The organism is Kitasatospora sp. NPDC054795 (assembly GCF_053611565.1).
The window spans coordinates 47,761-59,362 of record NZ_JBSHAP010000025.1; the positions used below are offsets into that span (position 1 = coordinate 47,761).

10 protein-coding genes and 1 tRNA gene are annotated in these 11,602 nt (G+C 74.0%); 7 read left to right on the forward strand and 4 right to left on the reverse strand.

Going from position 1 to position 11,602, the window contains the following annotated elements:
* Window positions 1-83 precede the first annotated feature (83 nt).
* The 5 genes from ACWGJO_RS12160 (at window position 84) to mscL (ending at window position 4,862) form a co-directional block, all read left to right on the forward strand.
* The gene (locus ACWGJO_RS12160) at window positions 84-1,568 is read left to right on the forward strand and encodes a potassium/proton antiporter (protein WP_452183348.1); all 1,485 of its coding nucleotides are present in this window, start codon (window positions 84-86) and stop codon (window positions 1,566-1,568) included.
* A 393-nt stretch (window positions 1,569-1,961) separates the two neighbouring features.
* Entirely contained in the window at window positions 1,962-3,335 is a 1,374-nt protein-coding gene (locus tag ACWGJO_RS12165) for an MFS transporter (protein ID WP_452183349.1), read from the forward strand.
* A 126-nt stretch (window positions 3,336-3,461) separates the two neighbouring features.
* The gene (locus tag ACWGJO_RS12170) at window positions 3,462-3,779 is read left to right on the forward strand and encodes an FmdB family zinc ribbon protein (protein ID WP_359899804.1); all 318 of its coding nucleotides are present in this window, start codon (window positions 3,462-3,464) and stop codon (window positions 3,777-3,779) included.
* 348 nt (window positions 3,780-4,127) lie between these two features.
* Entirely contained in the window at window positions 4,128-4,412 is a 285-nt protein-coding gene (locus ACWGJO_RS12175; RefSeq protein ID WP_380539245.1) for a hypothetical protein, read from the forward strand.
* A 30-nt stretch (window positions 4,413-4,442) separates the two neighbouring features.
* Window positions 4,443-4,862 (forward strand): large conductance mechanosensitive channel protein MscL, encoded by a 420-nt coding sequence (gene mscL, locus ACWGJO_RS12180; protein ID WP_387692676.1) that lies wholly within the window; start codon window positions 4,443-4,445, stop codon window positions 4,860-4,862.
* Between the two features lie 35 nt (window positions 4,863-4,897).
* On the opposite strand, the gene ACWGJO_RS12185 is transcribed toward mscL, so the two are convergent.
* On the reverse strand, window positions 4,898-5,119 hold the full coding sequence (locus tag ACWGJO_RS12185) for a hypothetical protein (RefSeq protein WP_387692678.1): 222 nt from the start codon (window positions 5,117-5,119) through the stop codon (window positions 4,898-4,900).
* Between the two features lie 203 nt (window positions 5,120-5,322).
* Window positions 5,323-6,294 (reverse strand): sigma-70 family RNA polymerase sigma factor, encoded by a 972-nt coding sequence (locus ACWGJO_RS12190; RefSeq protein ID WP_452183350.1) that lies wholly within the window; start codon window positions 6,292-6,294, stop codon window positions 5,323-5,325.
* 424 nt (window positions 6,295-6,718) lie between these two features.
* Between ACWGJO_RS12190 and ACWGJO_RS12195 the strand changes: the two genes are divergently transcribed.
* Window positions 6,719-7,567, forward strand: coding sequence for a phosphatase PAP2 family protein (locus ACWGJO_RS12195; RefSeq protein ID WP_452183351.1), 849 nt, complete (start codon window positions 6,719-6,721; stop codon window positions 7,565-7,567).
* A 121-nt stretch (window positions 7,568-7,688) separates the two neighbouring features.
* Window positions 7,689-8,570, forward strand: a complete 882-nt coding sequence (locus ACWGJO_RS12200) for a carbon-nitrogen hydrolase family protein (RefSeq protein ID WP_452183352.1) — start codon at window positions 7,689-7,691, stop codon at window positions 8,568-8,570.
* 78 nt (window positions 8,571-8,648) lie between these two features.
* Here the strand turns inward: ACWGJO_RS12200 and ACWGJO_RS12205 are convergent, their stop codons facing one another.
* Both ACWGJO_RS12205 and ACWGJO_RS12210 read right to left on the reverse strand, forming a co-directional pair.
* A complete protein-coding gene (locus tag ACWGJO_RS12205; RefSeq protein ID WP_452183353.1) occupies window positions 8,649-11,117 on the reverse strand; it encodes an FtsX-like permease family protein in 2,469 nt (822 codons plus the stop codon).
* A 301-nt stretch (window positions 11,118-11,418) separates the two neighbouring features.
* Window positions 11,419-11,491, reverse strand: a tRNA-Arg gene (locus ACWGJO_RS12210).
* Between the last annotated feature and the right edge of the window lie 111 nt (window positions 11,492-11,602).

An 11,602-nucleotide genomic window follows, 5' to 3' on the forward strand; every position in this document is an offset into this window, starting at 1 on the left:
GGAGCATTGACGACTTCTTAACGGGTCACCCCACAGCACCACCAGACACCCCGCCCGCCCATGCCTGCCCGAGGTGCCCCTGCGTGAACGTCTCCCACCTGAACCAGCTCCTGCTCGAGTCCTCCGTGATCCTGCTGTTCGCGGTGGGCGCCGTCCGCCTCTCCACCCGATCAGGGCTGCCGAGCCTGCTGATCTATCTCGGGATCGGCGTGGCGCTGGGACAGAACGGGATCGGCGTCACGTTCAACAACGCCGAGCTCACCCAGGTGCTCGGCTACGCGGCACTCGTGGTGATCCTCGCCGAGGGCGGCCTCAAGACCAGCTGGCGGGAGATCAAGCCGGTCGTGCCGGCCGCGACCGTGCTCGCCACCGCCGGCGTCGGCATCAGCGTCTTCGCCACCGCCGCCGGCGCGCACTGGCTGGTCGGCCTGGACTGGCGCACCTCACTGCTGCTGGGCGCCATCGTCTCCTCGACCGACGCGGCCGCCGTCTTCTCCGTCCTGCGGATGGTCCCGCTGCCGCACCGGCTCACCGGCCTGCTGGAGGCCGAGTCCGGCTTCAACGACGCGCCCGTGGTCATCCTGGTCGTCGCCTTCGCCACCACCGGGGAACTGGACACCTGGTACGTCCTGATCGGCACGATCGCCGCCGAACTGGCGATCGGCGCCGCGGTGGGCCTCGCCATCGGAAAGATAGGCGCCTACGGGCTCAAGCACGTCGCACTGCCCTCCTCGGGCCTCTACCCGATCGCCGTGATGGCGCTCACCGTGCTCGCGTACGCCGGCGGCGCGCTGCTGCACGGCTCCGGATTCCTCGCCGTCTACATCAGCGCGGTGATACTCGGGAACTCCAAGCTGCCGCACGGCCCCGCCGTCCGGGGCTTCGCCGACGGACTGGCGTGGATCGGGCAGATCGGCATGTTCGTGCTGCTCGGACTGCTCGTCACGCCCGAGACCATGGGCGACGCGGTGGTGCCCGCGCTGGTGATCGGCGGAGTGCTGGTGTTCCTGGCACGGCCGCTGTCGGTGATGGTCTCGCTCACCCCGTTCAAGGTGCCGGCCCGCGAGCAGGCACTGCTGAGCTGGGCCGGACTGCGCGGGGCGGTGCCCATCGTGCTGGCCACCATCCCGGTGGTGTCCGGCGCGCACCGGGCCGAGGACGTCTTCAACATCGTCTTCATCCTCGTCGTCGTCTTCACCCTCCTCCAGGGGCCGACCCTGCCGTGGGTGGCCAAGCGGCTGCGGATCGACGAGGGCGACATGGGCCAGGACCTGGGCATCGAGTCCGCCCCGCTGGAGAAGCTGCACGGGCACCTGCTGTCGGTCGCGCTCTCCCCCGGCTCGAAGATGTCGGGCGTGGAGATCAGCGAGCTGCGGCTGCCCAAGGGGGCCGCGGTCACCCTGGTCGTGCGGGAGGGGAACTCCTTCGTGCCGGACAAGGCGACGGTGCTGCGCGGCGGGGACGAGCTGCTGGTGGTCACCACGGACGAGGTCGGCGAGGCGGCGGAGCGGCGGCTGCGGGCCGTGGACAAGGGCGGCAAGCTCGCGGGGTGGCTGAGCGGGCGGTGAGCGCGGGGGCCGGCTCGGCTCGGCCCCTTCACTGCTCGAACCGGCTGCTCCGGCTCGCCCGGCCCGCCCTGCCCTCCCCGGCCCAGGCGGCCCGCCCCGGCCCCTCCGGCCCGTCACGGCTGGGGCGGGCCGCCTGGGCCGAGGTCGGCCGAGGGTATCTACGCGCGTAACTGATACGATGGTTCGATCATCCGTATAACCACCGCTAGACCACCCCCAATTTCTGCCTGACGCAGAGTTGGCGCGACCGCTCGGCGGCCGCGGTCCGGCTCCCGGCCACCACGCCGGACCGGCCCGGTATCTACCCCGGTCGACGCGCGAGAGGACGACTCTCGGCGCCGTCGGGGCCACACCATGCCCTGCCGCGCTACCAGGCAGCAGGAAGGACCGACCGTGACGGCGCGCCGAACGGTCGACACCGCCGCGGACCACGCGGCCACCCCCGCAGCTCCGGCCCCCGCCCGCGTCGGGTACGGCGAGCTGCTGCGCACGCCCGGGGCCTGGACGTTCCTGTCCCCCGCCCTGGTCGCGCGGCTGCCGTACGCGATGCTCAGCATGGGCATCCTGCTGCTCGTCACCCGGACCCACGGCTCGTACGGCACCGCCGGTACGGTCACCGCCGTCGCCGCCGTCGCCCAGGCCCTGGTCGGGCCGCAGACCGGGCGGCTCGCGGACCGCTACGGCCAGGCCGCGGTGCTCGTCCCGACCGTCCTGGTGCACGCGGCCGCGGTCGGCACGCTGATCGCGCTCGCGCTCGGTCACGCGCCCGCCTGGAGCCTGTTCCTGGCCGCCGTCCCGGCCGGTGCGAGCGTTCCGCAGGTCGGCGCGATGGTCCGGGCCCGCTGGGTGGCCACCTTCACGGCGGACGGCGCCTCCGACGCCTCCGCGGCCCGGGTGAGCACCGCCTTCGCCTTCGAGTCCGTCACGGACGAGTTCACCTTCGTGATCGGCCCGATCCTGGCCTCCGGCATCGCCGCCCTCGCCAACCCGGCCACCGCCCTGGTCGCCGAGGCCGCGCTGACCCTCGTCGGCGGCCTGGCCTTCGCCGCCCAGCGGCGCACCGCCCCGGCCCGGATCGTGCCGCAGCCCGGCACCAAGCGCGCCTCGGCGCTCGCCTCCCCCGGCGTCCGCCTGCTGGCCGGGACCTTCCTCGGGGTCGGCGCGGTGTTCGGTGGCATGCAGGTGTCGGTGAACGCCTTCGCCGACTCGGTCGGGCAGCACGACGCCGGCGGCACCGTGTACGGGATCTTCGCCGGCGGCTCGATGCTGGCCGGCGTGCTGTACGGCGTGATCGCCTGGCGGCGGCCGGTGCAGCAGCGGATGCTGATCAGCTACTCGCTGCTGGTGCTGGGCTGCTCGGTGCTGTGGGCGATGCCCAACCTGGTCGCGCTGACCGCCGCCGGGCTGGTCTGCGGGCTGGCCATCGCGCCGACCCTGATCAGCGGCTACACCCTGGTCGAGACGCTGGTCGCGGACGGGGCCAAGACGGAGGCCTTCACCTGGCTGACCGGCGCCATCGGGCTGGGGCTGGCCGTCGGCTCGATGGCGGCGGGCCGGCTGATCGACGGGCACGGGCCCTCGACCGGGTTCCTGGTGCCGGTGGCCGGGGCCGGACTGGGGCTGATCGTGCTGCTCTCGCTGCGGCACCTGCTGGTGGCACCGGGACAGGGGGCGGCCGTCGCGGGCACCGCTCCGGCCCGGGGTTCGGGCGACGTCCCGGCGGAGCACGGCGGTGCCGGGCGGCTGGTGGGCGCGGCCAAGGGCTGAGCGGGAGGCGGTCCGGCGGCCGGGCCCGGCCCATCTCACACCGGAGTCGCTGGACTGATCCCGCGGAATGCCGCATCATTGACCATCGTTAGCACTCATCAGGCGAGAGTGCCAGGAGGAAGACAAGTGCCCACGTACCAGTACCAGTGCACCGAGTGCGGCAACGGCCTGGAGGCGGTGCAGAAGTTCACCGACGAGGCGCTGACCACGTGCCCCGACTGCCAGGGACGACTCCGCAAGGTCTTCTCGGCCGTGGGCGTCGTGTTCAAGGGCTCCGGCTTCTACCGGACCGACAGCCGCTCGTCCTCCAGCAGCACGGTGGGCGCCGGGTCGTCGTCGACCCCCTCGACGTCGTCCGCCACGTCCACGTCCTCCTCGGCTTCGTCCTCGTCGTCGAGCTCCGGCTCCTCGTCGTCGTCCAGCCCGGCTCCGGCCGCGAGCTGACCTCGGCGCCGGGCCATCGGCCCGGGACGGCCCGCAGACCTCGGAGAGGCCCGTCGGCCCCGCTTCCACGCGGGGACGGCGGGCCTTTCCGCGTTCCCGCCGGCTCCGGCCGTCGGCCTCCCTCGCCTTCCCCTTCTTCCTCTCCCTCCCTCTTCCCCCGCTGCGGCCCCGCGGGCTTTCCGTCATCCCGGACGGGCCGGGGCAACTCGTGCGGGTGAAGGAAGTTGTCCACAGGGCCCGGTTGTCCACAGGCCTGGGGAAAGTGCTGTCCGAGTTCGCCGGAAACGCTCATCGTGTGGGCATCCGGTCCGCGAGGGGCCGGGCCGCCGACACTCCGGAGGTGCGTCGATGACGACCGCGAACTTCTCCCTGCCCCTGCCCCTCCCGCTGCCCGCGCCCGCCGTGCCGCCCCGGCAGGAGCTGCCGGGCTTCCCGCCGATCCGGCGCGGGTGCGGCGGGTGGCACCGCTGGCGCAGTGCGGTGCGACGACGGGCCGGGGTGCCCGTCCTGGTGCTGCTCGCGGTGGCGGCGGCGCTGGCGCTGGGGCCCGCGCGGGCCGGTCTGCCGCCGCCCCAGGGGGGCGCGCTGGGCCGGACGGGTTGTCAATCCGGGGCTGCGGAAGATCACCCGTAACCGGGGGGCGACTTCGTCGTTCGAGGCGGCATGAAGGGCTTCAAGGAATTCCTGCTGCGTGGAAATGTCATCGACCTCGCCGTGGCCGTGGTCATCGGCGCGGCTTTCACCAACATCGTCAACGCCTTCGTCAAGGGCGTGATCAATCCACTCGTCGGCGTCTTCGGGACGAAGGACCTCGCGTCCTACAGTTCCTGCCTCAAGGGGCCCTGCGAGGTGAGCCCGACCGGCGAGGTCACGTCCGGAATCCTCATCCTGTGGGGATCGGTGCTCAGCGCCGCGCTCCAGTTCCTGATCACCGCGGCGGTCGTCTACTTCGTTCTGATCGTGCCCATGAACAAGCTGGCGGCCCACCGCAAGACCCTCGCCGAGAAGACGGCGGACCTCGAAGCCAAGGAGGTCACCCTGCTGACCGAGATCCGCGACGCGCTGGTCGCGCCGCTGCGCTGACCGACGGGTGCCGGTCGGCACCCGGTCCCCGCTCCTCAGCCCCCGTGGTGCGGCGGGCGCTGGCTCAGGTACCAGTCCAGCCCCCGTCCACCACCCTCCCCCGCCCCGGGGCGGGCACCCCAGCCCGCATCGGTGTCGTCGCTGGACTGCTGGTCCAACGGGTCCCGGAAGACCAGCCGGGCCTTGGCGGCCGCAGCCTCCCGGGGCTCCTGCGCCCGGGCCTGCTCCTGGCCCTTTTCCTGCCCCTGCTCGCTCACGCCGTCCACTCCGTCCACTCGTCCCTCCCCTCCAGCCTAAGAGCCCCGCGGCACGCCTCGGGCCCCGGTGCGGGAACGCTCCGCGCCAGGGCCCGGGTGAGGGCTCGGCCCATGGGCCCGGCCGGTCCGTCGGACGGGCCGGCGGGAGGCCTGCCGAGCGGGACTGCCCGGGCGGCCTGTCGGGTGGCCTGTCAGGCGGCCTGTCAGGCGGCTTCGAAGCCCGCGTGGTCGGCGATCTTCTTCAGCTCGGCCAGCGCGTGCTTCTCGATCTGGCGGATCCGCTCGCGGGTGAGGCCGTGCTGCTTGCCCACCTCGGTGAGGGTGCGCTCGCGGCCGTCCTCCATCCCGTAACGGGAACGGATGATCGAGGCGGTGCGGTCGTCCAACCGCCCGATCAGGTCATCCAGTTCCTCGCGGCGGAGCATGACCATCACGGCGTCCTCGGGGGACGTGGCCCCGGTGTCCTCGACGAGGTCACCGAACTGGGTCTCGCCCTCGTCGTCGACCGACATGTTGAGGCTGACCGGGTCCCGCGCCCAGTCCAGCACGTCCTTGATCCGGGCCTCGGTGGTGTCCAGCTCGGCCGCGATCTCGGCCGGCTCCGCCTCACGGCCCAGCTCCTTGGACTTCTCCCGCTGCACCCGCCGGATCCGACCGAGCTCCTCCACCAGGTGCACGGGCAGCCGGATGGTGCGGGACTGGTCGGCGATGGACCGGGTGATCGCCTGCCGGATCCACCACGTCGCGTACGTGGAGAACTTGAAGCCCTTGGCGTAGTCGAACTTCTCGACGGCGCGCACCAGGCCCGCGTTGCCCTCCTGGATGAGGTCCAGCAGCGGCAGGCCGCTGCGCGGGTAGCGACGGGCGACGGCGACCACGAGCCGGAGGTTGGACCGGATGAAGACGTCCTTGGCGCGCTCGGCGTCGGCGGCTATCGTCTCCAGCTCCTCGCGCGTGACGCCGTCGGGGAGTCCGCCCTCGTCCATCAGGTGCTGGGCGTACACGCCGGCCTCGATCCGCAGCGAGAGCTCGACCTCCTCGGCGGCATCGAGCAGGGGCGTCCTGGCGATCTCGTCGAGGTACATGCCGACCAGGTCGCGGTCGGCCTCAAAGTTGGTCGGGCGGGCCGCGCGACTCCGGTCGGCCCTGTCGCGAACGACGGCACGGGTGGCCATGCTTGCTCCCTTTGCTGGTATTGCCGAGGTCTGCCTGCCTGCCTCGTGAGGGCAAGAAGTGCGGGCCCCTGGAGGCACACACGTAACGATCCAACGAACAGAATCCGGACAACATTCCCAAGTCACTCAGATTCTTCCCGGCGATGCAGTATCCTGCCGGTTTTCACCCCGGCCTCGAACGCTGAGTGACCGGTCGGGCGCGTCCCGTGCCATCGGTCGACCGTTCCGGGAGCGATGTCTTCACTCGACCCACACGCTGCCGCCGCCCACTCGTTGAACCCGCGAACGGCCGCCGGCGTTCCCCGCGTTCCCCGCTTTCCGCCGCCGCACGCACCCCGGCACACGCAGGTCCTCCTCACAAACGATGCCGAATCGCTATCACTCCGGCTCTTGCCCGGCACGGGACACTGGGAAGGTGTCAGTCATGCACCTGACCAACGGCACGAACCGCCTCACTGCGCGTAACCGCAGTCTCCTTCGGGACACCGCGCTCGCGCTGGGCTGTGCCGCGCTGTTCGGCCTGCTGGCCGCTCCGGTGGCCGGCCAGTGGCACCCGCTGGTCCGCTTCGACCAGGAGTGGATCGGCGAACTGCACACCTACGCACGGGAACACCGGGTGTGGACCGCCTCCGTACAGACGCTCTCGGACATCGGCGGCACCGTCACGATGCGGACGCTGCTCGGAATCGCCGCCGGGTGGCTCTGGTTGATCGGCGCACGGGTGCTGGCCGGCTGGGTGGCCGCCCAGGCCCTGGTCGGCTGGGGCGCCCAGTGGGCGCTGAAGCTGGCCTTCGGCCGCGGCCGCCCCTCCTTCACCGATCCGGTCTCGCACGCCGACGGCCCGGCCTTCCCCTCCGGACACGCCATGGCCTCGGCGATCACCTGCGCCGTCCTGGTCGGCCTGCTCTGGTACCGGGTCCGCCGGCGCGGCCGCACCGCCGCCTGCCTGGTGGCGGCGGCCACGGTGCTGACCATCGGCTGGACCCGGATCGCGCTCGGGGTGCACTGGCCCAGCGACGTCCTGGCCGGCTGGCTGGCCGCCGGCATCGTGCTGGGCACCGTGACCGCCGTGATCCAGGTCTGGCGCCCCGGCGCCCTGGCCCGGGACGTACGGCGGGTCAACTGGCGCACCAGGGACCGGGTCCAGCGGGTCGTCGTGTCGGCCGGGCGCTCCTCGCACACGGCCGCCCCGCTGGACGAGGACGGGCCGCACGGCCCGCCGGAGGAGGTCCCGGGTGACCCGTTCGGACGGGCCGACGAGACCGTCCGCTGAGGCCTCGTCACCCCACGGCCCGCTCCCGGCCACCACGGTCCGCTCCCGGCCACCACCGGCCACCACCGGCCACCACCGGCCACCACCGGCCACCACCGGCCACCGCGCTAGCGTGGCGGCCATGCCCGACACCACCGCCCCCATCTCCCCCGCCGCGCCCGCCGGTTACCCCGAGCGCCCGCTGCGGATCGCCACCGTCCAGGTCCAGGCCGTGGCCGGTGACATACCCGCCAACGTCGCCCAGGCCGCCGAACTGATCCGCGAGGCCGCCCGGGCCGGCGCCCGGCTGGTGCTGTTCGCGGAGAAGGTCCTCTCCGGGTACGAGCCCGAGCTGATCAGCGCCGACCCCGTCAAGTACGCCGTCCAGCCCGGCGATCCGCGCCTCGCGCCGATCGCCGAGGCCTGCCGCGAGACCGGCACCGCCGCCATCGTCGGCGCCGCCGTACGGGACGGCGCCGACCTGCGCGTCTCCGCCCTCGTCCTGGGCCCGGACGGCGAGTTCGTCACCCGCTACGACAAGCAGCACCTGTTCATGACCGAACGCGAGCACTACCGCCCCGGGACGGCCGGCTGCACCCTGGAGCTGGACGGCTGGCGGCTCGGGCTCGGCGTCTGCTACGACTCCGGCTTCCCCGAGCACGCCCGGGCCGCCGCACTCGACGGCTGCCACGCCTACCTGGTCGGCGCGCTGTTCAGCATGGGACACGGCCACCACGAGTCCCGCACCTGGTTCCCGGCCCGCGCGCTCGACAACACTCTCTACACGGTGCTCGCCAACCACATCGGCCGCACCGGCGGCTGGCACACCTGCGGCGGCAGCGCGGTCTGGGGCCCGGACGGCCGGCTGATCGCCGAGGCGAGCGAGGACCGGCGCGAACTCGTCGTCGTCGACCTCGACCCGGACGTCCTGCGCCGCACCCGCGAAACCGAGTCCCTCCTCGCCGACCTGGCCCTCGCCACCGCCCGCCCGCAGGCCCCCCGGGCCCGCTTCACCCTGGCCTGACGCACCTCGGCGGCCGCACCGGCCGGGGGCGTCAGGGCACGGGGCGCGCTCGGCTCCGGTGCACCGGCCACGGCCCGGTCAGGAGGCGCGCATCGCCGCCACCGCGGTCATCCGTCCGACCCTGCGGGCCGGCAGCACCGCGGCGGCCAGGCCGACCAGGACGGTCAGGGTCAGGGCCGCCAGCACCGGCAGGACGGGCGGGGTGCCGACCGTTCCCAGCGTCGAGGTGATCGAGCGGGCGGCCGCCCAGCCGTAGGCGACGCCCAGGCCGGTGCCGACCAGCGCGCCGGCCAGGGAGAGCAGCAGCGCCTCCAGGGTGAGCATCCGGCGCAGTTGCTCGCGCGACATCCCGATCGCGCGCAGCATGCCGATCTCGCGGGAGCGTTCGCTGATGCTGAGCATCAGGGTGGCCGCGACGCCCAGGCCGGCGATGGCGACGGAGAAGGACAGCAGGGCCATACTGACGGTCTTCAGCCGGTCCAGCAGCGAGCGCAGGGTGTCCGCCTGGGCGGCCGTGTCGGCGACGGTCACCTGCGGGTGGTCGGCGAGGGCGCGGTCCAGGGCCCGGCGGGCGGTCGGCCGGTCGTCGCCGGCGGCCGGGGAGATCCAGGCCGTGGTGACGGGCGCGCCGGGGACGAGGCGGTCCAGGGTCGTGGGCGTCACCAGCAGGGTGGCGCCGCTCTGCAGGGTGAACGGCAGGCTGCTGCGGCCGGGTTGGAGCCTCAGCTCGACGCCGCCGGCCCGCCGCACCCCGCTCTCGCCGAGTCCGCTCAGTGCGGTGCCCTCGGTGAGTGCGCGGGCCCGCTCCACGTCGTCCGTCGAGGAGTTGAGCCGGGTGGGGTCGACGGCGGCGACCACGGTGGGCCGGCCGTCGAGGTCGACGGTGGCCGAGCGGACCGGGATGACGGTCAGCCCGTGGTCGGCGCCGAGGGCACCGAGTGCCCCGGCGGGCAGGGCGCCGCCGCCGGTGACGGCTGCCGAGAAGACGCCGGGCTGGCGCGCGGACATCACGGGCACCAGCGACTGCGAGGTGATGTCGAGCGCGGTGACCGCGCCGACCATCACGGTCACGCCGAGCAGCAGTGCCGAGCCGGTGGCCCCGGTGCGGCCGGGGTTGAGCCGCAGTTGCTGGGTGGCGAGCCGGCCGGCCGTCCCGCCGAGCCTGCGGGCGGGGCGGCCCAGTACGGCGACGACCGCGGGCAGCACCCGATGGGACAGCCGCAGCACCCCGAAGAAGTTGGCGATGGCACCGACGGTGACGGCGAGCAGCGACAGCGGCGGCGGGGTCAGCGCCCCGGCCACCAGCAGCGCCGTGCCCGCGAGCAGCAGCCCGGAGGTCCACACCGCGGCCCGTGCCCTGGCCGCCCCGCCGGCCGGCGCGGGGGTGCCGCCGAGCGCGGCGATCGGCGGCACGGCCGCGGCGGCCTTCGCCGGACCGCGTACGGCCAGCAGGGTCAGCAGCACGCCGAACAGTCCGGCCAGCAGGCAGGTCAGCGGGGAGGGCATCAGCGACAGGTGCACCGGTCCGAGGTCGAGCCCGCCGACCACGGCCGTGCCGAGCGCGCCGAGGGCGACCCCCAGCAGCACGCCCGCCGCCGAGGCGCCCGCCCCGAGCAGCAGTCCCTGGCGGCGGATCAGCCGGCGCAGCTGCTGCCGGTCGGCGCCCACGCAGCGCAGCAGGGCGAGCTGGCGGGTCCGCTGGGCGAGCACGACCGTGAAGGTGTTGCCGACCACCATCCGCGCCACCGCGAGCGCGATCAGGACGAAGGAGAGCGCGGCGACCAGCACCACGCCGTACATGGTGTTGCTCTGCCGGGTCGCCTCGGCGACCGAGGCCGCGCGGGTGTCCACCTGGGCGTCGGCGCCGAGGGCGGCGCGCAGGGCGTCGACGGTCCCGCTCCGGGAGGCGCCGGGGGTGGCCCTGACGTCGAGTCGGTCGGTGGTGACGCCGGTCGCGTAGCCGGCGACCGCGCTCGCCGGGACGCCGATGATCGGGGCTCCGGCGAGGCTCGGGGCGCCCCGCTCGTCCAGGGTGCCGACCAGCCGGGCGGTGGCGGCGGTGCCGTCGGCCCGGGTCAGGTGGACCTCGGCGCCCACGGCGGCGTCCAGCCGGTGCGCGGTCCCGGTGTCGAGCAGCACCTCGCCTGGGCCGGCGGGCCAGCGGCCGTCCTTGAGCAGCTGCCATCGCAGCGCCGGGTCCTCGGCGACGGCGCTGACCGTGGCGGTCCGGTCGAGCGGCCGCCCGTCGGCGGCCAGCACGGCGCTCCTGCCGGTCAGCCGCGGGGCCACCGCAGCCACTCCGGGGGTCTGCCATGCCTGCTCGGCGGCGGCCGCGTCCAGCCCGCCGGCCGCGGCCTTCCCGGTCACCTGGATGTCGCCGGGGCCGACCTCGGCGGCCGCGGTCTGGCTGTAGGAGTCCACCAGTGCCCCGCTGCCGCTGACGGAGGCGATCAGGAAGGCCACCCCCAGGGCGATCGCGGCGCCGCTCAGGAGCAGTTGGCGCAGCTGGCCGCGCAGTTCGGCCACGGTGTATCGGTAGGTCGTCATGGTTCCCCGGCTCGTCCGCCCTGACCGGGAACGGTGCTCCGGCAGGGGTCTCGACGAGCCTAGGAGCGCGGCGGCCACGCCCCGTCGGCACGAGGTCTGTTTCATGATCAAACCGTGGGCGCACGGCGGCCTCCGCCGTCTCCTCCCGGAGAGGTACGCCGCCCCTGACGCCGGCCGGTCCGCCCGCCGCCGGTCGCACCCGACGGTCGCACCCGGCGGGCGGCGGGCAGCACCGGGCCCGGGAACGCCGCAGGCCCCCCGCCCGGAGTGGGCGGAGGGCCTGTGACCTGCGTGTTCGCTGTGCCCCAGGCAGGATTCGAACCTGCGACACCGGCTTTAGGAGAGCCGTGCTCTATCCCCTGAGCTACTGAGGCGCGGCCCGGGTGCTACCAGGCCGTTCACAGCGTACCGGATCAGGGGTGGGGCGCGGGGTGACGGAGGGGGTGCGGGCGGGGTGCGGGCGGCCGACGGGGTGTCAGGGCGGT